General features: G+C 35.3%; 21 protein-coding genes. 3 read left to right on the top strand and 18 right to left on the bottom strand.

All coding sequences use genetic code 11. The annotated features are described in order from the left end of the window. The first annotated feature begins 10 nt into the window (after window positions 1-10). Window positions 11-580 (top strand): Maf family nucleotide pyrophosphatase, encoded by a 570-nt coding sequence (locus KKI44_RS13810; protein WP_214587804.1) that lies wholly within the window; start codon window positions 11-13, stop codon window positions 578-580. 71 nt (window positions 581-651) lie between these two features. Continuing rightward, window positions 652-3,237 (top strand): tetratricopeptide repeat protein, encoded by a 2,586-nt coding sequence (locus KKI44_RS13805; RefSeq protein WP_214587803.1) that lies wholly within the window; start codon window positions 652-654, stop codon window positions 3,235-3,237. Window positions 3,238-3,254: 17 nt separating this feature from the next. On the opposite strand, the gene tsaB is transcribed toward KKI44_RS13805, so the two are convergent. The 11 genes from tsaB to rpiB all read right to left on the bottom strand — a co-directional run bounded on the left by tsaB (window position 3,255) and on the right by rpiB (window position 12,027). Continuing rightward, window positions 3,255-3,938, bottom strand: coding sequence for a tRNA (adenosine(37)-N6)-threonylcarbamoyltransferase complex dimerization subunit type 1 TsaB (tsaB, locus tag KKI44_RS13800; protein ID WP_214587802.1), 684 nt, complete (start codon window positions 3,936-3,938; stop codon window positions 3,255-3,257). A gap of 61 nt (window positions 3,939-3,999) precedes the next feature. Continuing rightward, on the bottom strand, window positions 4,000-4,422 hold the full coding sequence (locus KKI44_RS13795; RefSeq protein ID WP_214587801.1) for a hypothetical protein: 423 nt from the start codon (window positions 4,420-4,422) through the stop codon (window positions 4,000-4,002). A 16-nt stretch (window positions 4,423-4,438) separates the two neighbouring features. Next, window positions 4,439-5,191: an SDR family NAD(P)-dependent oxidoreductase gene (locus KKI44_RS13790; protein ID WP_214587800.1), complete on the bottom strand. Its 753-nt coding sequence runs from the start codon at window positions 5,189-5,191 to the stop codon at window positions 4,439-4,441. Between the two features lie 9 nt (window positions 5,192-5,200). Continuing rightward, the gene (locus KKI44_RS13785) at window positions 5,201-6,031 is read right to left on the bottom strand and encodes a hypothetical protein (RefSeq protein ID WP_214587799.1); all 831 of its coding nucleotides are present in this window, start codon (window positions 6,029-6,031) and stop codon (window positions 5,201-5,203) included. 2 nt (window positions 6,032-6,033) lie between these two features. Continuing rightward, the gene (locus tag KKI44_RS13780) at window positions 6,034-6,405 is read right to left on the bottom strand and encodes a YraN family protein (RefSeq protein ID WP_214587798.1); all 372 of its coding nucleotides are present in this window, start codon (window positions 6,403-6,405) and stop codon (window positions 6,034-6,036) included. Next, the gene (locus KKI44_RS13775; RefSeq protein WP_214587797.1) at window positions 6,405-6,806 is read right to left on the bottom strand and encodes a hypothetical protein; all 402 of its coding nucleotides are present in this window, start codon (window positions 6,804-6,806) and stop codon (window positions 6,405-6,407) included. Before KKI44_RS13775 ends, KKI44_RS13780 begins: the two co-directional genes overlap by 1 nt. Before the next feature lie 27 nt (window positions 6,807-6,833). Beyond that, on the bottom strand, window positions 6,834-7,763 hold the full coding sequence (locus KKI44_RS13770) for an LD-carboxypeptidase (protein WP_214587796.1): 930 nt from the start codon (window positions 7,761-7,763) through the stop codon (window positions 6,834-6,836). Continuing rightward, window positions 7,756-8,445: a LysE family translocator gene (locus KKI44_RS13765; RefSeq protein WP_076391058.1), complete on the bottom strand. Its 690-nt coding sequence runs from the start codon at window positions 8,443-8,445 to the stop codon at window positions 7,756-7,758. The genes KKI44_RS13770 and KKI44_RS13765 overlap by 8 nt, the downstream gene beginning before the upstream one ends. A 142-nt stretch (window positions 8,446-8,587) precedes the next feature. Next, the gene (locus tag KKI44_RS13760; RefSeq protein ID WP_214587795.1) at window positions 8,588-9,106 is read right to left on the bottom strand and encodes a hypothetical protein; all 519 of its coding nucleotides are present in this window, start codon (window positions 9,104-9,106) and stop codon (window positions 8,588-8,590) included. Further along, entirely contained in the window at window positions 9,106-11,259 is a 2,154-nt protein-coding gene (gene rnr, locus KKI44_RS13755; protein ID WP_214587794.1) for a ribonuclease R, read from the bottom strand. Before rnr ends, KKI44_RS13760 begins: the two co-directional genes overlap by 1 nt. A 333-nt stretch (window positions 11,260-11,592) precedes the next feature. Beyond that, window positions 11,593-12,027 carry a ribose 5-phosphate isomerase B gene (rpiB, locus tag KKI44_RS13750; RefSeq protein ID WP_116098708.1) on the bottom strand — a complete coding sequence of 145 codons (435 nt, stop codon included), beginning with the start codon at window positions 12,025-12,027 and terminating at the stop codon, window positions 11,593-11,595. A 637-nt stretch (window positions 12,028-12,664) separates the two neighbouring features. Between rpiB and KKI44_RS13745 the strand changes: the two genes are divergently transcribed. Further along, complete coding sequence (locus KKI44_RS13745) at window positions 12,665-13,855, top strand: phosphoglycerate kinase (RefSeq protein ID WP_214587793.1); 1,191 nt, start codon at window positions 12,665-12,667, stop codon at window positions 13,853-13,855. Between the two features lie 777 nt (window positions 13,856-14,632). On the opposite strand, the gene KKI44_RS13740 is transcribed toward KKI44_RS13745, so the two are convergent. The 7 genes from KKI44_RS13740 to KKI44_RS13710 all read right to left on the bottom strand — a co-directional run bounded on the left by KKI44_RS13740 (window position 14,633) and on the right by KKI44_RS13710 (window position 23,272). Next, window positions 14,633-15,454 carry a class I SAM-dependent methyltransferase gene (locus KKI44_RS13740; RefSeq protein ID WP_214587792.1) on the bottom strand — a complete coding sequence of 274 codons (822 nt, stop codon included), beginning with the start codon at window positions 15,452-15,454 and terminating at the stop codon, window positions 14,633-14,635. 111 nt (window positions 15,455-15,565) lie between these two features. Next, window positions 15,566-17,428 (bottom strand): tRNA uridine-5-carboxymethylaminomethyl(34) synthesis enzyme MnmG, encoded by a 1,863-nt coding sequence (gene mnmG, locus KKI44_RS13735; RefSeq protein ID WP_214587791.1) that lies wholly within the window; start codon window positions 17,426-17,428, stop codon window positions 15,566-15,568. A gap of 196 nt (window positions 17,429-17,624) precedes the next feature. Beyond that, the gene (gene ybeY, locus KKI44_RS13730; protein ID WP_076391051.1) at window positions 17,625-18,032 is read right to left on the bottom strand and encodes an rRNA maturation RNase YbeY; all 408 of its coding nucleotides are present in this window, start codon (window positions 18,030-18,032) and stop codon (window positions 17,625-17,627) included. Between the two features lie 7 nt (window positions 18,033-18,039). After that, window positions 18,040-20,199 carry a patatin-like phospholipase family protein gene (locus tag KKI44_RS13725; protein WP_214587790.1) on the bottom strand — a complete coding sequence of 720 codons (2,160 nt, stop codon included), beginning with the start codon at window positions 20,197-20,199 and terminating at the stop codon, window positions 18,040-18,042. A gap of 3 nt (window positions 20,200-20,202) precedes the next feature. After that, entirely contained in the window at window positions 20,203-22,650 is a 2,448-nt protein-coding gene (locus KKI44_RS13720; protein ID WP_214587789.1) for a bifunctional UDP-N-acetylmuramoyl-tripeptide:D-alanyl-D-alanine ligase/alanine racemase, read from the bottom strand. Between the two features lie 3 nt (window positions 22,651-22,653). Further along, window positions 22,654-22,956: a type II toxin-antitoxin system RelE/ParE family toxin gene (locus KKI44_RS13715; protein WP_108408670.1), complete on the bottom strand. Its 303-nt coding sequence runs from the start codon at window positions 22,954-22,956 to the stop codon at window positions 22,654-22,656. Next, window positions 22,934-23,272 carry a hypothetical protein gene (locus KKI44_RS13710; RefSeq protein WP_076391047.1) on the bottom strand — a complete coding sequence of 113 codons (339 nt, stop codon included), beginning with the start codon at window positions 23,270-23,272 and terminating at the stop codon, window positions 22,934-22,936. The genes KKI44_RS13715 and KKI44_RS13710 overlap by 23 nt, the downstream gene beginning before the upstream one ends. Between the last annotated feature and the right edge of the window lie 20 nt (window positions 23,273-23,292).

Genomic DNA, 23,292 nt, shown 5'->3' with positions numbered 1-23,292 from the left:
TTTACTGTAAATGAAATTATTATTAGCCTCACAATCTCCGAGAAGAAAAGAACTTCTGGCAAGTTTAGGATTTGAATTTGAAGTCGTGAAAATTGATTGTGAAGAAATTGTTCCTGAGCACATTAAAGTAGGGGAGTCTGCTGCTTATTTATCTGAATTGAAAGCAAATACATTTCGAAGTCTTGAAAAAAATGAAGTCTTACTGACGGCAGATACCGTTGTAGCCATTGATGATCAGTTTTTGGGAAAACCACAGAATGAAGAAGAAGCAGGACAAATGCTAAAACTACTTTCCGGAAAAACCCATCAGGTTTACACAGGAATTACCATAAAAACCTCAGATAAAACCATCACGAAGACTGATGTTGCGGATGTGGAATTTGATGAAATCACAGATGGTGAAACAGACTATTATTTCCGGAATTACAAACCTTTCGATAAAGCAGGGAGCTACGGCATTCAGGAATGGCTCGGAATGGCAAAAATCAGAAAAATAACCGGAAGCTATTATACGATTATGGGACTTCCTACTCATTTGGTTTACAAAATTTTGAAAGAAATAGAACAAGTTTCCCCGTAAAATTTTATTATTTTTACAAAATCATCAATTCTACTGATAATAAAAAGTAGATTAGCGAGTTATATTTAATAATGAAAAAGAATATTTTATTCCTTTTGATACTCTGTATCGTTGCTTCATGCGCCACTAAGGTGAAAAAGCCGGAGCAGCGGTCTAAGTTTATGAAAGGATTTACCACATATTACAACACATTATTTAATGCAAAAGATGCTTTAAATAATGAGTTTGAGACCCGCGATAAAGGACATAAAGATAATTTTTATGCGCCTTATATTCCCATTCTTACCTATGAAGATCAGCCTTTGGGAAGTGATCTGGGACAGTCTGCTGCATTTGCAGAAAACTCCATGAAAATGGGAGAGATCAACCGTCCTCAGCAAAACAGCGATTCCCGCGGCGGCCGTACTCCGGGAATACCTTCAGGAATGCCCGGAAATCCGATGTCAGGTGGGCCGGGTTCAGCTACAGGAGAGCCGAGCCAGCCCGAACAAAAAGGAGCAACGACTCTGGAAATTGCAGAAGCAAAAGCTTTGAAAGCAATCAACAAATATTCCGTACTGAGACATGGAGAAGAGCAAAACAAACAGATTTTTGATGCGTATATGATTCTTGCACAGGCGAGAATTTACAGGGGAAAATCTCTTGAAGCACTTGATGCGCTTAATTATGTTTTTACGCACATGAAGGATGATAAAAGGCTTCCTTTAGCCAGAATTTATCAGGGTTTAGCGTATGATCAGATCAAAAATTACCATAAAGCTCATGAGACTTTTGCCAAATTAAAAGGGGATAAAATTTCCAAGCAATACGAAAAATTATTAAGCATTTATTACGCTGAATCTCTTTTGGATGCCGGAAAAAAAGAAGAAGCAGTAAAAGAGCTGGATAATGCTTTTGAACTGAACAGCAACAGAAAACTAAAGAGCAGAATTGCTTATCTGAGAGGTCAGGTTCTGGAAGGGCTTAACCAGAATGAGAAAGCCAGAGAAAGCTTTATGGCTGCTTATAAATACGCCAATGATTTTGAATTTGAGGTAAAATCCCAGATCGAAATTGCCAAAACCTTCAACGGAAACGGAGATTACAGCGGAGCAAGAAAATACCTTGAAGACATCAGTAAAAAAGGAACTTACGGATCGCGAAAGAATGAATTTTATTATGCTTTGGGACTCATGGCAAATAAAGCCGGAAAAAAAGAGGAAGCTCAGGAATTTTTCAGAAAATCTCTGAAAGAAAAAGTTTCCGACGGGCAGATCCGAGGTCTTACATACTATGAAATCGGGAAGGGATATCTGGATAAAAACGACTACATCGGAGCCGGAGCCTATTATGATTCTGCATTGGCGGTAATGACGTATGAACCTTCCAAGGTTCTTCTTACGGATCAGTCAACCTACATCAAAAAGATTTCAAAAAACTATTATCTGATCAAAAAGAACGACAGTATTCTTAATCTGGCAAAAATGTCTACCGATCAGAAAACAGATTTTTTCAATAAATACATTGCTAAAATCAAGGCAAAAGAAGAAAGAGAAGAACTGGAAAGAAAACGTGCAGAAAGAAGCAAAGGATTTGATACGGGAGATTATAATGCAACTTCCATATTTGCCAACAGCTCAAATTCTTTTGAAGATTTCGGAGTGGCAACCAAAGGATTTTATTTCAGTAATACAGGAATCGTTTCTAAAGGAACACAGACCTTTAAACAGACCTGGGGCGACAGAGCTTTGGTAGATAACTGGCGTTTTTCCAAGAAAATGGCTACTATTGAAGATTTAAAGAATGATGCTTTGGGAACTACTGCAGCACCAAATCCGAGACGTTTTGAACCGGCTTTTTACATAGAGCAGATTCCGACGGATGTTGCAAAACTGGATCAGCTGAAAAAGGACAGAGATACCGCTTCTCTAGGTTTGGGAATCATGTATCAGAATTATTTTACCAATACCCCTTTAGCTACAAAAACCCTGTATGATCTGGTGGATGTAAAACCTGAAGAAAAAGTAATGCTGCAGGCTTTATACGAGATTTTTGCCATGAATTATGAAAAAAATCCACAAGCTTCGGAAAGAGCAAAACAAATTCTTTTAAAGGATTATCCTTATACATCATACGCTGAATTTGCAAGAAATCCTAAGAGCAATTCTTTCGTAAAATCTTCTGCAGATGTAGAAAACCAGTATAAACAGGCATTTGCCTTATATGAATCTGAAAAGTTCGGGGAAAGTAAAGATCTTATTGACCGTACGATACAGCAAAATCCGAAAGATGCTTTAGTTCCGAAATTATATTTGCTGAATGCATTTAACTCAGGAAAATCGAGTGGGAAAGAGGTAATGATTCTCCAACTGGAACAGATTGCCCTGAATTACGGTAAAACTCCGGAAGGCGAGAAAGCCAAAGAAATGCTTAATTATCTGAAAAGTGATCTTAGCTTTCAGGCTACTGACAACAGAGGAAATTCGATCCCTCAAAATCCGGGGAATTCTGGAAGCAATATTCCTCAGCAACCGATGCAGCAGAATAATGAGATTGGCAAAACTCAGAAAATGCAGGGAAATAATTCCCAGAGCCAGCAAATGAACAATAATGGAAACGGTCCTCCAAAAAAACCGAATAATATGCCCGCCAATACAGTACCGGCAAAACCACAGTAAAAATAAAAAGCGAAGAACTACTCTTCGCTTTTATTTTTTTTCTTTACTCCATGAAAATCTTTGAGATAGAAAGGCTCAAAATAAGCAATGTCCTCAAATTCTTTCTGCTCTATTTTTGCAAGTGCTTTTTTTACTAAATATTTTGCAGAAGGATAGGAATTTTCATCAAATACGGCATTTGGAAGCTGTAAAATCTCTTTTGCTTTCTTGGCTCCGTCTCCTGCAAACAGTATTTTTTTATCTTTGAATTCTTCAAAAGATGTTTCATCTAAAATCTTAGCCTCTGTTGCAAAAATTTCTTTGCCTGTTTTCCCGTCATAAACGGCCGTATAAACCTCCATTCGTCTTGCATCAACTAAAGGTATTATCAAATCGTAGTTTTGATCTAAAAAAGGCTCTATGATACTTTCCATAGAATTTACTGCAATCAATGGAATTTTCAGTCCGTAGCAAAAGCCTTTTGCAGAAGCCGCACCAATTCTCAATCCGGTATAAGAACCGGGTCCTTTCCCAAGACAAACCGCTTCAATCTCCTTCATGGAAATTCCGGCTCCTTCCAAAGCCCATTCTACAAAAGTATGCAGACTTTCGGACTGTTTGTAGTTTTCAGAAACTTCTTCCGTTACACACAACAGTTTTTCATTATCGGAAATGGCAACAGAACAGTTTTTTGACGAGGTTTCGAGATATAGAATTTTCATTTTTCAAATTTAAAATCAACAACAAAATCCAAATTGATTGTTTCAGTGCAAATTTATGGCTTTATTTCCACACTTTGCCTGCTCCAGAGTTTCCATACCGATTTCTCTTTTTCCAGATTTCCAGCAATGCAAGAATCATTTCGAATTTCTGGCTTTTGTAGGTTCCTGAAACTTTTATTTTTCTTCTCAGTGAGCAGATATTTTTATCTTTTTTAAGCTCTGAAATTTCAATCTGTTCAATCTTATCATAAATGACTTTTTTCGAACTGAAATCTCTTTTAAAATCCGAATAGTTCTGAATCCATCCATTGGAATGCCCGAAAGAAACATTATCTTTGAACAAATCTAAAACTTTGGAATCGTTATTCTGTATCAGAGAATCAAGTTTTCTTGTCTGAAAAAGCAGTTGTTTTTCGTCTTTAGAATATTTCTGGGCATATCCGAAAATACAATAGAAACAGAGTAAGAAGGGTAAAAGTTTCATTTTGAAAAAACTCAGATTAAAGCTTTCTGTGGATGGTTCTTGGTTCTGCCTGAGCAGAAGGGTAGATCGTCATATCCGAAATACAGACGTGTTTCGGAGCATTGACGCAGTAAGCGATTGAATCTGCAATATCTTCAGCTTTCAGAGGTTCATAACCGGCGTAAACCGTTGCTGCTCTTTCGCTGTCTCCTTTAAATCTTACCATTGAAAAGTCTGTTTCTACCGCTCCCGGCTGAATATTTGTTACTTTAATTCCGAATTCCGTAAGTTCGATACGCATTCCTTCGGAAATAACATCTACTGCTTTCTTTGTAGCACAATAAACTACACCATTTGCATAAGTCTGTCTCGCAGCAACGGAACTGATGTTGACGATATGTCCTGAATTTCGTTCTTTCATTCCGGGAATAATCATTTTAGAAACATACAGAAGTCCTTTCACATTTCCGTCGATCATAGAATCCCAATCATCTGTTTTTCCGGCAAACAAAGGATCTAATCCATGAGCATTTCCGGCATTGTTAACTAAAACATCGATATTTTTCCATTCCGAAGGAAGAGAACTGATCGCTGTTTCCACTTCTTCCAGATTTCTGACATCGAATTTTAAACTAAATATTTCGGTATATTGTGAAAGTTCTTTTTTTACATTTTCCAGAACTTCCGACCTTCTTCCGCAGATAATTATTCTGTTTTCCTGTTTTGCCAGAAGTTCGGCGGTAGATTTTCCGATTCCGGATGTTGCTCCGGTAATTAATATTGTTTTCATTTTTACTTTTTATTTTTGAATTGTATTATGGTCTTTTAATCTTTTCATCAGAAGTGTATAGATCCAAAATTCAAACCATGGAATACACATTAAAAGCACCCAGATCAATAAAATTCCTTTTAAAATGGTCTTAAACTGCGATTTTAAAATCATTAAGAAGAGATTCTGAATTTTCTGAACGATGGATTTTTCAATATTTTCAGGGTTAAGTACCACAAGTTTTTCTGATATCGTATTAAACTCTCCATAAGAAAGCTCATTCGTAATACCTCCATTGGGAACGGAATCCAAAATTCCATATATAATGAATGAATAGATTTTATCTCCATACCGATTCACAAACATGGAAGCCATCCAGTTTTTTGGAAGATCTATCATATCATTTTTAATGTGGTATGCTTTCGCGATATCAATGACTTTAATCTTTGTGTTGTTATTTTTCTGACTGAGATCTTTAACAACTTTTCTGAGGTCTTCAATAAAAACTTTTTTAAACCTGTTGTCTTTAAAGATATAGTATGTACTGGAATTATAGACCTGCTCGGAAATGGAATAACTGTCTTTCTTTAATGCAGAATACACTCCACAAAATAATCCAATTTTTAAAGAAAAAACGATGTTGACAATAAAAATGGCAGGAATATAAAGTTTAACAAACCAGTTGTAGTATTTCTGGCTGCGCGATAAAGCTTTGTATTTTTTTAGGATGATGACCAGAAATGAACTTATCAGCAAACCTAAAACAAGGAAAAGGAAGCAGAAAAGAACAATTTTTAAAGGATAATTCTTTAAAACGTATCCTACAGCGTTGTATATTGTTTCCCAATGTATATTCTGCATACTCAGTTGGCGTCAAATGCTTCAAAAGCATCAGTGATATGTTCGATCATCAGATTTTTATTTTCGTCGGGAAGAACGGAAATGATATCAAATCGCACTTCCTGATTTTTATTGTATTCTTCCATGAAATAATTGGCAGCCGAAACAATCAACTTAATCTTTCGTTTGTTTACGGCTTCCTGTGGAAGATTAAACACATCGGTTGAACGCGCCTTTACTTCAACGACCACAATTAAACTATCTTTTTCGGCAACCAAATCCAGTTCTGCTTTCTGATACCGAAAGTTTCTTACCAGAATTTTGTAGCCGTTTTTCTGTAAATATTCAGCGGCCAATTCTTCTGCTTTTTTACCAAAATCGTTGTGATCTGCCATTACTTAAAAGATAATTTCTGTTTTCTTGAAATCCAAACCTCTTTATTTTTGCAATCCCAGTAAAATTGTGTTGTAGAAAGGCTAGACTGTTCGAGATTTGAATATAACGAAATTGTATCATCCAATTTATTTGCATCAATATGAATTAATTTATCAATTGTAAAACCTAAATTATTCTCTAATTTAAAGGTTTTATAATGTGTAAAATCAAATTTACTATCATCAAATAATTTCCCTGTGTCTCTATATTGATATAAAGTATAGTGTTGGTTTTTACAAGGACATTTCTCTGTATACTCTAACTTCAAATTTCTTTTAAAAAAGATAAAATATACACTCAAAGTTATCAGAAATAATATAAAGAGAATGCCTTTAATTATATTTTTATCCAAAATATTCATTTAGATGCTCTCTTCATTTTGTCCGTTTTAAAACTCAATCTTAGCCTTATTCTTAACCTCCAATCTCACATTTCCACCAATAATCAACGGTCTGTTGTCTTTGATATGTCCATTCGGGAAACCGAAAACTGTTGGGAACTCATACTTTGAAATTCTGTCGGTAATTAACTTGTAGGCAAATTCATCAAAGCTTTCTTCGTATTGTTTATTTTCTTTTTCATCGCCCATATTGGTCATTCCACCGATAATCAAACCAGAAATTTTATTAAAAACTCCGGCTAATTCAAGGCTCATAATCATTCTGTCGAGAGCATAAAAATTTTCGCCGATATCTTCAATGAAAAGAATTTTATCTTTAAAATCAAAGGAATATTTCGTTCCTAAAAGCGCATAAATCAAGGCTAAATTTCCACCGACCAACTGTCCTTCACCGTTTCCTTTTTTGTTGAACTGATGAGAGGAGAGGGTATATGTAAGAGATTTTCCTTTTAAGACATTAAAAATAAGATCGTAGCTTTCTTCGGTAACACCAAAGCTCGATGTTTTTACTGTCTGTCCATGAATCGATGCAAAACCTCTTTTCAGCAGATAACTCTGGATCACCGTATTGTCTGAATAGCCAATGTACCATTTCGGATTTTTGGCAAAGTTTTTAAGATTAAGCTCCTGAATGAGATGCTGACAACCGTAACCGCCTCTTGAAGCCCATACTGCAGAAATTTCGCTGTCGTTGAGTGCCCAGTTCATGTCTTTTAATCTTTCCTGCTCCGTTCCTGCGTAATTGTATCCGTTTGCATATTTCGTGTAAAGATGTTCTCCCAAAACGGGTTCGAAACCTTTACTTTTAATCATTTCGATTCCCTTTTCAAGCTGGGAAGATTCTACGGATCCTGCGGGAGAAATAATGGCTATTTTATCGCCTTTTTTCAGGGATTTGGGAAAGATTATTTTATTCATTTGTCTTTTTGTATTTTACTTCAGTTTTCTCTGCTTCTTCCAGTCTTTTATCAAACTGATTAAATTTCTTAAAGCTCTGCAAGAAAATAAAGAAACTGAATATGATGAGAATTCCGCCAACAATTCTTCTGATTCTGTTGGCTAATTTTTGGGTAAGTCTGTCGTGAAACTGCTTCGCAAGGAATATTTTTACCAGATCGATAAAGAGATACGTTCCGATGACGATTCCGATGTATAAAATGAAATTACTGGTATCCGGATACTGATTTCTCACCGAAATAACGGTGACAAGCCAAAAAAGGATGACTCCGACATTCAGAAGATTAAAGAAAAAACCGTTGACGAATGTTTTAAAATAGTTCTGATTGATGAATTTTTCTTCTCCGGGAATATGCATCTTGGTTTTGGTAACCATCATCACAATTCCATACACAAAGATCAGAATGGCGGTAATCCTGTAAAATCCGGGATGTTTATCAATAAGTGTTACAATATCTGCACTCGCATAATAAGCAGCCAAAATACACAGAAGATCTGCAGAAATAACGCCTAAATCCAGTGCTAAAGCATGTTTCGGACCTCTCGAAAAGCTGGTTTCAATTAAAAGGAAAAAAATCGGTCCTATAAAAACCAGACTCAGCATGAATCCTAAAACGATGGCAGATAATATAAGTTCAAACATTCAGTGGTGTTTTCAATGAAATAATTTCATCTATTTATACAAAGTTAGTTTTTATGTTGTAAAAAGCAAATATGAAAATGATTTGATGTTATTAAAAACAAAAGCCACTGTTAATAGTGGCTTAATAATTTATCTTATATTTTTAATACGGATCATTTAAACAATTTTCATTGTATTTGAATTCATAATCTGTTCTGATCTTTAAACCAAAAATACCCCTTTCAAAAGTATAAGTAATTTGATTTTTAAATAACATCCTTTTATAATCAATAAAGAAACTTCTTGTCATGTAAGAGTATTCATAAGCATTGTCACTTAAATAAATATAAGTTGTCTTTCCTTTTTGATGACTGCCTCTTCCTCCAACTTCAGCGATCATATTCTTAAAGCAATATGTTTCTTTCTGAGGATTCATTCCGGTTATATAATTAATCAGAAAAAAGGCATTTATGATCATTGGAAATGTGACTCCAAAGAAATAATTTTTACCTAAAGCTCCTATTCTGATAATATTTTTACTGATCAAAATATTACTTATAATAACCAGAATAATAATAATTCCTGCAAACCAATAAAAATTAAATACCGTTTTAAATATTACAGTAAATACCAAAATGGCATTAAGAATACTAAAAACAATATATTTATCAATTTTAGTCATTAATCAACAATCTTGAAATCCAATTGTTTTTGAATCAGATTTGCCTTTACCACTTTAATCTGAACCTGATCTCCCAACTGGTATTTTTTACCATGCCTGTTTCCGTACACAGCGTGGGTTTTTGCATCATAAGAGTAAGAATCGTCGGTTAAATCTCTTAATTTGATTAATCCTTCCGCACCGTTTTCCGGAATTTCTACCCAGAAACCGAATTCCGCAACACCCGAAATAACCCCGTTGAAAGTTTCTCCCAAATGTTTCTCCATAAATTTCACCTGCATGAATTTTATCGAATCTCTTTCCGCATCTGCTGCCAGTCTTTCCATATAACTGCAGTGTTTTGCTTTTTCTTCAAGATCTGCCTTGTTCGGAGATTTTCCGCCATCAAGATAATGCTGCAATAATCTGTGCGCAATTAAATCCGGATAACGACGGATAGGAGAGGTGAAGTGGCTGTAATAATCGAATCCCAATCCGTAGTGACCGATAGGTTCTGTAGAATAAACCGCCTTGCTCATGCTTCGCATCGCCAGAGTTTCGATCATATTTTCTTCGCCTTTACCTTTTACATCATGCAGTAATTTGTTTAAAGATTCTGCTACTTTTTTGGTATTTGCTAAGTCCATTTTATATCCGAAAGTCGAAACAAAATCTCTCAAAGATTCCAGTTTTGCAGGATCCGGATCGTCGTGAACCCTGTAAATAAAGGTATTCTGTGAAATTTCCCCTCTCTTGTTCAGAGAAACAAATTCCGATACTTTTTTGTTCGCCAACAGCATAAATTCTTCGATCAAATGATTGGAATCTTTGCTTATTTTAAAGTAAACTCCAACAGGCTCGTTGTTTTCATCCAGATTGAACCGTACTTCACTTCTGTCAAAAGTAATCGCTCCGTCTTTGATTCTTTTCTGACGCATGATTTTTGCCAGTTGATCCAAAACGAGGATTTCTTCTTTGAAATCACCGTCTTTTCCTTCAATTCTTTCCTGCGCTTCTTCGTACGTAAATCGTCTGTCTGAATGTATTACCGTTCTTCCGAACCACTGTTTTTTGATTTCAGCTTTGTCATTCAGCTCAAAAACGGCTGAAAAAGTAAATTTATCTTCGTGCGGACGAAGCGAACAGACATCATTACTTAAAACTTCCGGAAGCATCGGTACAACACGGTCTACCAGATATACTGAAGTCGCTCTCTGGTAAGCTTCATCATCCAGAATTGTTCCCGGAACCACATAATGCGAAACATCGGCAATATGAACTCCGATTTCCCAGTTTCCGTTGTCTAATTTTCTGATGGATAACGCATCATCAAAATCTTTTGCATCTTTCGGGTCGATGGTGAAAGTTGTAATTCCACGCATATCCCATCGCTTTGCAACTTCTTCTTCGTTAATGCTTCTGTCGATTTTATCCGCATCTCTTTCCACTTCTTCAGGGAATTCGTACGGCAGTCCGTATTCGGCAAGAATAGAGTGGATCTCCGTTTCATGCTCACCGGGAGCTCCTAAAACCTGGATAATTTCTCCTTCCGGATTTTTATCTCCCGGTCTCCATTCCGTCATTTTTACGATCACTTTATTGCCGTCTTCCGCACCTCCGAATTTAGGTTTTGGAACAAAAATATCGGTATTAATGGTCTTTTTATCACAAACCACAAAACCAAAATCTTTATGAGGAACGATCTGCAAAGTTCCCACGAATTCCGTTCTCGTTCTTTCCAGAACTTCAAGAACAGAGCCTTCCAGCTTTTTACCTTTGTAAGTGTAGGTTACAATTAATACTTTATCTCCCTGTAAAGCATCTTTTACATTCTTTGAGTGTATAAAAATATCATCTTCAAGACCTTCCACATTTACATAAGCATTACCGGACTGGTTGAAATCGATAATTCCTGTTAATGTTCCTTTAATATTAAGGTTAAGAACGTATTTTCCTTTTTCGGCTTCTTTTATTCTTTCGGCAGCCTGCAATCTGTGCAATGCCTGAATCACAAGTTCTCTCTGTCTCGGATTCTTATAATCTATTCCGTCTGCAATCTGCTTATAGTTGTAGACTTTCGTCGAATTTTCATTCATAAATCTAAGGATCAGTCTTCCGATTTCCTTTAGTTTATGTTCGTTTTTCTGACTTATATATTTTCTTTTTTTTGCCATTTTAATTTGTAATTAGTTAATTTTAATTCCGATCATTTCAATCAGAATGATTTAAAAATACCGAATAATCGTAAGATTTTTAAATCTTAAAGTTTAGTTTATTGGTAAAAACCCATCAATTTTCCTTCCATTTATTCTACAACGGAAGTTTTAGTTTTGTATAAATTTAATACAAATATGGAGAAGAGTGGAGAAAAACCTTTTAATAATGTGTTTTTAAATTTTCTACAGGCTTGTATGGAAATAATAGATGGTAATTTCTATTGGACGCTGCAAATATACAAAATAAAAAATAAATAAGGCTTGCAAATTGATTTACAAGCCTTTATACTTTTAGCAGAATGCAATTTTATCAACTCTGTTCTGATGTCTGCCTCCTTCAAAGTCTGTAGAAAGGAATTTTTCAGCAATTTCAATAGCCAATTCCTTTGATATGAATCTTGCAGGGATCGAAATCATATTGGCATCGTTGTGCTGTCTTGCCAAGGAAGCAATCTCCGGCATCCAGCAAAGAGCACAGCGAATCTTCTGATGTTTGTTGGCGGTGATCTGAACTCCATTTCCGCTTCCGCACAGCAAAATTCCCAGTTCATTTTCTCCGTTTTCAACCGACGTAGCTGCCGGATGTACAAAGTCCGGATAATCCACACTGTCTGTGGAAAACGTACCAAAATCCTGAATTTCAAATCGTTCAGAAAGATAGTTCTTAACAATCTCCTTGTATTCATAGCCTGCGTGGTCTGCAGCAATTGCTATTTTTCTTTTCATAATACTTGTATTAAGCCTTTAATAGATTTATTCCACACAAAGTTAAGTATAATGTGGATAAGTCTTAAATTTTTGGGAGTTAATTGTGAAAACGCTTGTGGGTAACTGTTGAAAAAAGTTCTAAAACTAAAGTTTCGTAACATTGAAAAATTTTGTAATGGAATTTTACTTTCATAGATCCGACATTTTTTTTCACAAAGTTATTGGGGAGAATTCTCAGGATTTTCCATAAAATATTTATTAATAATAGTAAATTCTGAAAGTTACCCACAATTGTTAATAACGATGTGAAATACTCTAATATCAATGGATTACAATGTATATAAGTTGTGAATTGGCTTAAAATTAAATGTGGTAAAGTATTTCATTAAAATTTATCCCCTAAACTAACAATACTCAACAACAGTATCATTTTTCTTTTTTTAAGAGAAAAGAAATTATGTTGATTGACGAATGATGAGTCTGCGGGAAACTTTTTGAAAACTTTTCAAAGCTTGAATCGTTCTGAAAATTTTAAAATCTTACATTTGTGAAACAAAATTTGAACGAAATGAATGAACTCGACCTGCCGGAAAAAATGAAGCCAATGGATTCTCAAAGTCGGTTCACTTTACCCGAAAAAATATAAAATGTACATATGAAAACAATCAATGATTTCAATTTCAATGAAAAGAAGGCGCTTGTAAGAGTGGATTTCAATGTTCCGAAGGACGACCAGCTTAAAGTAACAGACAATACGAGAATTGTTGCGGTAAAACCAACCGTAGATAAAATCCTTAAAGATGGCGGTTCTGTAATTTTAATGGCTCACTTGGGAAGACCAAAAGGAGAGGTTAAAGACGAATTTTCACTGAAACATATCGTAGACGAGGTTTCTGAGGTTTTAGGACAGGAAGTTAAGTTTGTGGACGAATGTGTTGGAGAAAAGGCTGAAAAGGCTGCTTCTGAGCTTAAGCCGGGAGAAATTCTTTTGTTGGAGAATCTGCGTTTTCATAACGAAGAGGAAAAAGGCGATGAAGCTTTTGCAGAACAGCTTTCTAAATTAGCAGATGCGTATGTAAATGATGCATTCGGGACAGCTCACAGAGCGCACGCTTCAACAGCGGTTATTGCTAAATTTTTCCCATCAACTAAATTTTTCGGTTTATTGATGGCTAAAGAGCTTCATGCGATTGATAAAGTATTAAAAAGTGGTGAAAGACCTGTTACAGCTATTCTTGGTGGTTCTAAAGTTTCAACTAAAATTACCATTATAGAAAATATTTTACCGGCAGTTGATAATTTAATCATCGGAGGAGGAATGGCGTTTACTTTCATTAAGGCTTTAGGCGGAAAGATCGGAACTTCATTAGTGGAAGAAGATAAGTTACCTTTAGCACTGGAGATTTTAGAAAAAGCGAAGGAACATAAAGTGAAAGTTTATCTTCCGTCTGATACAATAATTGCTGAAAGTTTCAGTAATGATGCCGACAGAAAAGAAGTAGATATTTATGAAATTCCTGAAGGTTGGATGGGACTGGATGCAGGTCCGAAATCTAGAGATCAGTTCAATGACGTATTGTTAAATTCCAGAACGATTCTTTGGAACGGACCGATCGGAGTTTTCGAAATGTCGAATTTTGCGGCAGGAACTGTTGCGTTGGGAGACAGTATTGCCGAAGCTACAAAATTGGGAGCTTTCTCTTTAGTTGGAGGAGGAGACAGTGTTGCGTTTGTGAAGCAATTCGGTTACGGAGAAAAAGTAAGTTATGTTTCTACCGGTGGAGGAGCGATGTTGGAAAGTCTGGAAGGTTTGGAACTTCCGGGTGTTGCTGCCATTAACAATTAAGAAAATTAATTTATATATTTTAAGTCCGCTGATTTTTCGGCGGACTTTTTATTTTTGCTCAACTTGAAATTTTTTTATTTGATCATGTGTTATTAATTTTACTACTTTTTAACGCAAAGTATCGCAAAGATTTTTTATATACCAGCTGTTTTTAAGTTCGCAAAGGCGTTTCACTCAGCGAAGAACTCAAAGTTTTTTTAATTATTATGAAAAAGAATTTTTTATTTTCAAATTTCAGTTTAGAATACGAAGAACAAATTAAAAATTTTCATTTTTGATTTATCAAAGAATAATTTGTCAAATTTTGAAAATTACCAGTAAATTGAAATTTCTAGAACTGACCAAAATTTTTACTGATTCATTTTTACTTAGTACTCGAATGTGCGTTATTTTCAAAATTAGTAAAAAATTCAAAAAATATAATGATGGATTGTATTGATCAAAATTTTCAATATTCTCAAATAGCTAAAAATTGAAATTTTTAAAATATTTTTGATTTTTCTCATTTTACATAAAATTCAAATTTGCTTTATGCGAAATGTGTTGGGGTAAAAAAAATAGAGTCAAATCTTGAGTTACTAACTTTTTACTAACAGATTTTAGAATTCTGGAGTGATTTTTCAAAAAATTTAGTTTTGTGAAAAATATATTCTGAAAATTTGACTCGGGTAGGGGAGTCGATAAAAAATAAAATCCCGGACAATTTCCCGGGATTTTGATTTTCATGGCTCAAATTCTGAAAAAATGACCTTCAGAAATGGCTTAAATTTCGATTTTCTACTTTTTTTCGATAATGTATATCAAACTTGAAAATTCGTTCGAAAAAAGGGCTTTTACGTTAGAAATCGTTCCGAAGATCGTTGCTTTTAGCCAAAACAGGGTTGATTTTTTATATTTTTCGCTTAGCATAGAGATGTAATAAGAATCTAAAATCAACGGTTTGATTTTTCTCATTTTCCAGTTTGGTTTTTTGGCAATCAGATTTTCCATGCCTTTTTTTGAAAAATGATAGATGTGTCTCGGAACATCATAAGCCGCCCAATATTCTTTATAATGTTTCGCATCGTAAGAAGTAGGATTGGGAACGGCAATAATTAATAGCCCTTTGTCTTTTAATTTACGGTTGAAAATTTCGAGCATCTCGTCCTGATTTTCGATATGTTCAAAAACATGCCATAAAGTAATTGCGTCCAGACTTTTATCTTCAATGGAATGAATATTATCTAAAATAGCAGCTTTTGAAATTTTATTCTGCGCTGCTTTTCTTGCATCTGCATCCGGTTCAAAACCGAAAGTTTCGAAATCATTTTCTATAAACTTTACAAATTCTCCGGCTCCGCAACCATAATCCAATACTTTTGATCCTTTGCTGATTCGGTCTAAAAGTATATTTTTTTTGTACTGCAAATTAAAGGACTGTAAAAATTTATACAGTTTTTCTTTGAGACTTCCGGAATCCTGATGATGGGAAATATAATCTTCACTTTCATAATATTTTGAAATATTGGATGGAATAGGGGAGGTCTTGAAAACTCCTTTGGTATCTGTTTCAATAATTTCAAAAATTTCCTGCGATAGAAAATGATCTTTTATTTTCATTTGATTTTTCTTTAAAATTAAAAATTAAGATATTCAGACCTTTGTATAAGCTCATAAATACCTTAATTTTGATTGTATTTTTATGAATGTTTCACGTGAAACATTTTCGTTTTAGCGTCCTAAATAGACCAACAAAACGTTAATATCTGCAGGCGAAACTCCGCTGATTCTTCCAGCCTGTGCAATTGTTTTTGGTTTTACATTCGTCATCTTCTGCTTTGCTTCTGCAGAAAGACTTGAGATTTTTGTATAATCGAAATCTTCCGGAATTTTTATGTTTTCCAGACGGTTTAGTTTGGCAACATTTTCTTTTTCTTTCTCAATATAGCCTCTGTACTTAATATTCACTTCTGCCTGTTCTCTTACTTCGTCATCAAATTTAGAAGAAACTTCGTTGATAAAGTCGATCTGATCCAGTTTTTCTAACGTCATATTCGGTCTTGTAAGAATCTGCGCTGCTCTGTAAGCCTGATCAACAGGACTGCTTTCGATCGTTTCCAGAATAGGATTAATTACTCCCGGCTTTAAAGAGGTTTCCCGAAGAAAGCTTTCAAGTTCTTCGCTCTGAGCGACTTTCTCATTCACTCTTTTTAAGCGTTCTTCTTTGGCTAAACCTAAATCAAAAGCTTTTTGCGTTAATCTAATGTCTGCGTTATCCTGTCTTAAAAGAAGTCTGTATTCTGCTCTTGAGGTAAACATCCTGTACGGTTCTTCTGTTCCTTTTGTGATAAGATCATCAATTAAAACTCCGATGTAAGCTTCGTCTCGATTAAGGATAAATTCATCCTGTTCTTTTACTTTGTTGTGAGCGTTAATTCCGGCAATAAGACCTTGTCCGGCTGCTTCTTCGTATCCCGTTGTCCCGTTGATCTGTCCCGCGAAGTACAAGTTATCAATTAATTTTGTCTCCAAAGTATGCTTCAATTGGGTAGGAGGGAAGTAGTCATATTCAATGGCATAGCCCGGACGGAATACCTTTACGTTTTCGAATCCCGGAATATGTTTCATTGCTTTGATCTGCACATCTTCAGGAAGGGAAGAACTGAAGCCGTTTACATAGATCTCTACTGTTTTCCAACCTTCAGGTTCTACAAACAACTGATGTCTGTTTCTCTCTGCAAAACGGTTGATCTTATCTTCAATACTCGGACAATATCTTGGTCCTAAACTCTGAATCGTACCATTGAACATTGGGCTTCTGTCGAAACCTTCACGTAAAATATCATGTACGGTTTCGTTGGTATAAACGATGTGACAGCTTAATTGTTTGGTTAATTTAGGGGTATCTAAATAGCTGAATTTTTGAGGATTTTCATCTCCTTTCTGTTCTTCCATTTTAGAATAATCAAGACTTCTTCCGTCTACGCGGGGTGGGGTACCGGTCTTCATTCTTCCTGCTTCAAAGCCTAAAGAAACGAGTTGTTCTGTAATTCCAAAAGCTCTTGGTTCGCCCATTCTTCCGCCTCCTAATTGTTTATCTCCAACGTGGATCAAACCATTAAGGAAAGTTCCGTTGGTAAGAACTACAGAACGTCCTTTTATCTCTATTCCTAATGACGTAACCACTCCGGCAACTTTATTATTTTCGATAATAAGCTGCTTTACCATGTCCTGAAAGAAATCAAGATTGGGTGTATTTTCTAAAGCCAAACGCCATTCTTCTGCGAAAAGCATTCTGTCGTTTTGTGTTCTTGGTGACCACATGGCAGGACCTTTGGAAAGATTCAGCATCTTGAACTGGATCGCAGATTTATCTGCTACAATTCCGGAATATCCTCCCATCGCATCGATCTCTCTTACGATCTGTCCTTTTGCAATTCCACCCATTGCAGGGTTGCAGCTCATCTGTCCGATGGTCTGCATATTCATTGTAATAAGCAACGTTTTTGAACCTAAATTTGCTGCTGCAGCGGCGGCTTCACATCCTGCGTGACCGGCACCGACTACGATTACATCATATATTTCTGAAATCATTTTTTTTGCTTGTTTTAAGCCTTAATTTTTACTCTTTTTTACAAATGTTTCACGTGAAACATTTGTAAATTTTATTGTCTTAAATCTGTTCTGTTGCGCTTTATTTAGCCCCGATCGCAGCATTTGTCTGAGCTCATTTTCTTTTGAAAAAAGAAAATAGCGAGTGCGGAGAGCGGGATTAAGCTCCTAAAAAAACTTAATGGTATTTTGCTAAATAATGATCTTCTTTTCCTCGCATCTGCAGTTCTTCTTCTTCTGTTTTATCTTTATATCCGCAAAGGTGCAGAATGCCGTGAGCCAAAACTCTCCGTAATTCTTCTTCGTAATTTCTGGATAGGGTAGAAGCGTTGTCTGAAATGCGCTGCAAAGATACAAAAATCTCGCCGCTTATGGTCTTCCCTTTTACATAGTCAAATGTAATGATATCAGTATAGTAGTCGTGCTGTAAATAATCCTGGTTTACCTTGAGTAAATATTCGTCGTCACAGAAAATATAATTGATCTCGCCCAACTTTTTTTCTTCTGAAAGAATAAGGTCTTCCAGCCATTTTTTGTATTCTGTGTTTACCGATTCGGGTAAGTTTTCGTAAAAAAATTGTATCATTTCGTAATTAAAACCAGTGTCCTAAAATAACACTGAATATGCCTTTTTGATTGTTTTTAAGTGAATGGCTGAAGTTGATTTTGATCTGCCCGAAAGGAGATTTGTATCCAGCCGTTAATCCTACTGAGCTGAAATTTAGTTTTACCGCATCCTCAAAAGTTATATCATTGGAAAGGTTGGCAAAAGAGAAATTTCCGCTCAGGAAATAGTTTTTATTGAATTTAAACTGAAGGTCGTTTGAAATTAAAACCACATTATTGCTGTTCAGCTGAGCAAAATAAAATCCTGAGAAGCTTCTGTAGTTTACGATATTCTGTTCAAAGATTCCGCCCAGTCTGTATTTGTAAAAGTCGGGAAGGTTTTCGCCGATGGTAATTCCTCCGTAAAGATTGAGTCTGTATGCAAACTGTTTTGAAATCGGAAGATTAATCCTGATATCTGCTTTTACCTGAACGAGTCTTTTTTCTACTTCCGATTTTAGTAGATCGATTACTTTTCCTTCTGCGTTAATATAAATTCCGCGGGTAGGGAAGTCTCTGTCGTTTTGGGTATCGCTTTTCAGAAATACGTACGGATTGAGAAATCTGCTGTATCTTTTATTGTCTCCGTTGAATTCCGCTTCGAAATAATCGTGACTGATTCCGCCGCCAATGGCAAATTTATCTTTCCAGATCGACTGAATATAAGCTTCATTTCTCAGCCATATCCATTTGTCGACTTCATTGTTATTGACATCTTTCAAATTAAAGCTCATTCCCGAAGAATAAATTCCGAAGCCCGGAATATATCCGTTATCAATAAAATAGTTTAAATAATATCGGGGTTTATCTCCCACAACAATGTCCAGCGAAAGATTTGAATTTCGAGATAAAAGTCGTTTTGCTGAATAGTTTAAAAGAAGTCCGGTTTTGAAAATTTCGTCGTAATGCAATCCGAATTTTAGAAAATGTCTTGCATCGTCTTCGGTAACGTAGAGCTTAAGGTAATTTGAATTGTTTCCGGAAATTATATCGTAATTGATGAATTTGTAATTGTTGGTGGCGACCAATTTATCAATCTGTTTATTGATGCTTCCGTAGGTTTGGAGAGAAGGGAGCCGCAGTCCCATTTTCCCTAAAACATAATTTTTACCGTAAATTCTGCTTCCTTCAATTTCGAGACTGTCGATTTTGTAGACATTGGAGTAAATAGGGCTCATTTGCTGTCTTATTCTGTCGAAAGGTCTCTTGGGTAGCTGATCGAGAATATCGACGTATTTTAAGCCTTCTACGTAGCCGCTGTCGAGAATTTTTTTCTTATCATCGTAGCTTGTGGCTGTCATGCCTGTTAAATTAGGTTTAATGTTGATATCGGTATATTGATATTGTCTTTTGGTATCTTTTTTAATTCCGAAATCAATGACCTGATTTAAGATGGCGATAATGCTGTTCAGATCTTCACGTTTGGAAAGATCCTGATTGAGATCTACCCCGATAACGATATCAATTCCTTTATCTTTTAAAGGTTTGGAAGGGTAGTTCACCGTCATCGCTCCATCAATATAAATACTGTCGTTAATTTTTACAGGATCCATGAGTGATGGAAATGCAGAACTTGCCATAATCGACTGTACCAGATCTCCTTTTTCAAAAATCTGCATATTGCCGCTTTCCAGATTGGTGGCGACACACATAAAAGGAATCGGGAGTTTTGAGAAATCATCGATGTTGGAAACATTTTTGAAAAGTTCCTTCAGCAGATAGACATTTTTCTGTCCGGAACTGATGGAAGAGGGCAGTGTAATTTTTCCGTTTTTAAGAGGAATAGACAAAAGATATTTGTCAACAGATTTATTAAAGAAAGTTGTTTCCTGTCGTTTTGCTTTGGGATTAGTGATTAAAGAATAGAAATCGGTGTCCATTACAATCTTTTCTATCTCTTTTCCGGAATATCCTGAAGCGTACAGTCCGCCGACAATGGCTCCCATACTTGTTCCTGCGATGTAATCTACTTTTACCCCGAGAGAATCCAGTATTTTAAGAACACCAACATGAGAAAATCCTTTAGCTCCGCCACCTGCGAGAGAAAGTCCTATCTTAGGATTTTTCGGGATTACGAGATCTTTCTTTACTTGAGAATGAATCATAATCAATTGAAAGGCAAATAAAATCATCAGGAGCTTTCTCATAGGCTAATCTTTTACATAAATCCGTTTCACGCGGGGCGAAATGGAGGTTAAAACTTCATAGGTTATTGTTTTGCAGTAGTCTGCGAATTCTTTTAAACTGGGTTTTGCGTTAAAAATGGTAACAGTATCGCCTTCCTTTACATTGGGGATATGATCTACGTTAATCATCATCATGTCCATACAGATGCTTCCTACAATCGGAGCAAGGGTTTTTTGGATTCCTACATTACCGACGTGGTTTCCGATTAATCTTGGGATTCCGTCTGCGTATCCTACAGGAATAGTGGCTATTTTCGTCTGATGATCTGTTTTAAATCTGCGGCTGTAACCAACTGATTCTCCGTTTTCTACCAAAGAAATTTGAGAGATTACCGTTTTAAAGCTTACCACAGATCTCAGCTGTTTCTGTATTTCACTATTTGGTGATTCTCCTAACATTCCGATTCCGATTCTTACCATATCATATTGATGATTGGTGTAATTGGTTATTCCTGAAGAATTTAAAATATGTCGGATAGGAGTGTACCCCAATTTTTCTATCAAATAGGTTGAGTTTTTTTCAAAAGTTTCAAGCTGATGGAATGTAAATTCTTTTTCATCCGGCAAATCTGAAGAAGAAAGATGGCTGAAAATACTTTGAACTTTTACATTCATTGAATTTAAAGTCTCACTTAACTGATCCAGTTCATTGCCTTTAAAACCAAGACGATGCATTCCTGTTTCCAGTTTGATGTGAATCGGATATTTTTTATCATATCCCGATTTCTGAACGGCTTCATAGAATAATTCCAGAACTCTGAAACTGTAAATTTCCGGTTCCAGATTATAGGTGATCACGGTTTCATAACTATGCTGTTCAGGATTCATAACCACAATAGGAACTGTGATTCCTTTTTTTCTGAGTTCTACGCCTTCATCAACGAAAGCGACTCCAAGATAATCTATGTGATGATGCTGTAAAAATTCTGAAATTTCATAACTTCCTAAGCCATAAGAATTTGCCTTTACCATCGCCATCATTTTTGTGGCTGGTTTTAATAAAGATTTATGGTAATTGATGTTATGAAGAATGGCATTCAAATTAATTTCTAAAACCGTATCATGTTTTCTGAGCTCAAGTAGATCTTTAAGTCTTTCGATCTCAAATTTTCTTGCCCCTTTTAATAGAATGATCTGATTTTCAATTTCTGTAAGGTGTTTACTTTCAATTAATTCCTGAGCATTGATAAAAGTAAAAGTTTTAGCTTTAAATAATTCACTAAATTTTGATATTTCATCACCGATCAGGAAAACAGAATCGAATTTCTGATCGTTTACAAGTTCTGAGACTTCTTCATACAGTTCTTTCGAATTGGAATTTACCCCTACAATATCTGTAAGAACCAGAGATTTTTTCGGTTTGTTGTATTCATTGAGAAATTGAAGCGCTGTTTTCAGAGAATCAAGATCAAGGTTAAAAGAATCGTTGATGACAATATTGTTCTCAATTCCTTCAATCGCTTCAAGTCTCATTTCAACAGCCTTTAAAGCGTTGATTTTTTCGACGATCTTTTCGTTTTCAATACCAAGTTCCTTTAAAACCGTTACAAGCGCCAAAGCATTCGTTAAAGTGGCTTCATCTCTCTGATGAACCGGAAAAGAAATTTCTTCGTCGAAATAATGTACCGTTACATCTTCGTTTTTCGAATTATTGTTTTTGAAGTAAACTTCGTTGTCTTCCTTAAACCCGTAAGAAATTAATTTTTTACTTGAATATAATTCTTTTATTTTTTTGTCAACCAAAGGATTATCTCCGTTATAAATAACCGTATCAGAGTGTTTGAATAATTTGATCTTTTCATCAATCAGCTCCTCTTCCGATTGGAAATTGGCAAGATGAGCAGTTCCGATGTGAGTGAGCAGACCAATCTGCGGATGGAAAATATTTTCGAGCTTTTCCATTTCGTCTGGCTTTGAAATGCCTACTTCAAAAATTCCTAATTGATGAGAATTATTAATCTGCAGCAGAGAAAGCGGAAGTCCGATCTGGGAATTGAAACTTTTCGGGCTTTTTACCGTTGGAAATTCATTCCACAGACATTGATACAGCCACTCTTTTAAAATCGTTTTTCCGTTACTTCCTGTAATTCCGATTGATTTTAAATGAGCATTTTCAAAATGAAATTTAGCTAATTTCTGAAGAAATTCAACCGAATTTTCAACAATGATCCACGTAATATTTTCAAACTGCGGATGATGATGTTCGGAAATGATGACATTTATTCCACGGTCGATAGCAGATTCAATGAACTTTTCTCCGGAATTTTTTGGAGTATTGATCGCTATAAACGCAGTATTTTTAGTAGAATAAATAATTCTGCTGTCGAAAGCGATATTCCTGATTATTATATTTTTGTCTCCAATAATCTTCGCATTGGTGATTTCTGCGATATGGTTTGTCGTGTAGTTCATAAACTACTTTTCTGTAATTAGGTTATAATTAGAATCAGGATTTCGGAAGTTATTAATCATATTTAAAAGATTTATTTGATTTCCTGAAATTTCATAAATGATAGAGTTGTGTTTCGTAATTAGTAATTTGTGAAACGCTGTGTCTTCATATTTCTGATGAATAAGATTTCCATTTTCAAGCAAAGAAATTTTTCTTTCTAAAATTTCATAAAAATCTTCCAAAACATCGAACCCCCAGTTTTCAATAAGAAAATCTTCTAGAATTTCTAAATCCGATTTGGCTCTATTTGTCCAAAAAATATTCATTTTTCTTTTTTGCAATTCTTTCCTTTGCTTCATTCATCACTGCCATATGTTCAGTTATCCGTCCGTTTTTTACGTCGTCTAAACCTTCCTGAATAGCATTGAGAATATCATCATGCGAAATTTTTTCCGGCTCTATAATTTCCGCAATCTTCAGCAATTCTTCCGGAAGAAATTTTTTCTCTTTCATTTTTCTGAAAAACGTAGGCTCGGAAATTCCGCTTTTCTCGATGATGTATTTCATTTTGAAAGGCGAATTTTTCAGAATCTCGTCAATAGAATTGCTGATCTTGATGTAATTTTTAATTTCTAATATCATTTTCTGATAGTTTTCACTAT

The organism is Chryseobacterium sp. ZHDP1 (assembly GCF_018603435.1).
Lineage (GTDB): Bacteria > Bacteroidota > Bacteroidia > Flavobacteriales > Weeksellaceae > Chryseobacterium > Chryseobacterium indicum.
The sequence above is the reverse complement of the archived record's forward strand: the minus strand, read 5'-3'. Positions and strand labels throughout refer to the sequence as shown.

Bases quoted from the DNA above. Each gene is read 5' to 3' on its own strand.
- KKI44_RS13810 (WP_214587804.1), top strand. From the start codon at position 11: ATGAAATTATTATTAGCCTCACAATCTCCGAGAAGAAAAGAACTTCTG.
- KKI44_RS13805 (WP_214587803.1), top strand. From the start codon at position 652: ATGAAAAAGAATATTTTATTCCTTTTGATACTCTGTATCGTTGCTTCA.
- tsaB (WP_214587802.1), bottom strand. From the start codon at position 3,938: ATGAAAATTCTATATCTCGAAACCTCGTCAAAAAACTGTTCTGTTGCC.
- KKI44_RS13795 (WP_214587801.1), bottom strand. From the start codon at position 4,422: ATGAAACTTTTACCCTTCTTACTCTGTTTCTATTGTATTTTCGGATAT.
- KKI44_RS13790 (WP_214587800.1), bottom strand. From the start codon at position 5,191: ATGAAAACAATATTAATTACCGGAGCAACATCCGGAATCGGAAAATCT.
- KKI44_RS13785 (WP_214587799.1), bottom strand. From the start codon at position 6,031: ATGCAGAATATACATTGGGAAACAATATACAACGCTGTAGGATACGTT.
- KKI44_RS13780 (WP_214587798.1), bottom strand. From the start codon at position 6,405: ATGGCAGATCACAACGATTTTGGTAAAAAAGCAGAAGAATTGGCCGCT.
- KKI44_RS13775 (WP_214587797.1), bottom strand. From the start codon at position 6,806: ATGAATATTTTGGATAAAAATATAATTAAAGGCATTCTCTTTATATTA.
- KKI44_RS13770 (WP_214587796.1), bottom strand. From the start codon at position 7,763: ATGAATAAAATAATCTTTCCCAAATCCCTGAAAAAAGGCGATAAAATA.
- KKI44_RS13765 (WP_076391058.1), bottom strand. From the start codon at position 8,445: ATGTTTGAACTTATATTATCTGCCATCGTTTTAGGATTCATGCTGAGT.
- KKI44_RS13760 (WP_214587795.1), bottom strand. From the start codon at position 9,106: ATGACTAAAATTGATAAATATATTGTTTTTAGTATTCTTAATGCCATT.
- rnr (WP_214587794.1), bottom strand. From the start codon at position 11,259: ATGGCAAAAAAAAGAAAATATATAAGTCAGAAAAACGAACATAAACTA.
- rpiB (WP_116098708.1), bottom strand. From the start codon at position 12,027: ATGAAAAGAAAAATAGCAATTGCTGCAGACCACGCAGGCTATGAATAC.
- KKI44_RS13745 (WP_214587793.1), top strand. From the start codon at position 12,665: ATGAAAACAATCAATGATTTCAATTTCAATGAAAAGAAGGCGCTTGTA.
- KKI44_RS13740 (WP_214587792.1), bottom strand. From the start codon at position 15,454: ATGAAAATAAAAGATCATTTTCTATCGCAGGAAATTTTTGAAATTATT.
- mnmG (WP_214587791.1), bottom strand. From the start codon at position 17,428: ATGATTTCAGAAATATATGATGTAATCGTAGTCGGTGCCGGTCACGCA.
- ybeY (WP_076391051.1), bottom strand. From the start codon at position 18,032: ATGATACAATTTTTTTACGAAAACTTACCCGAATCGGTAAACACAGAA.
- KKI44_RS13725 (WP_214587790.1), bottom strand. From the start codon at position 20,199: ATGAGAAAGCTCCTGATGATTTTATTTGCCTTTCAATTGATTATGATT.
- KKI44_RS13720 (WP_214587789.1), bottom strand. From the start codon at position 22,650: ATGAACTACACGACAAACCATATCGCAGAAATCACCAATGCGAAGATT.
- KKI44_RS13715 (WP_108408670.1), bottom strand. From the start codon at position 22,956: ATGAATATTTTTTGGACAAATAGAGCCAAATCGGATTTAGAAATTCTA.
- KKI44_RS13710 (WP_076391047.1), bottom strand. From the start codon at position 23,272: ATGATATTAGAAATTAAAAATTACATCAAGATCAGCAATTCTATTGAC.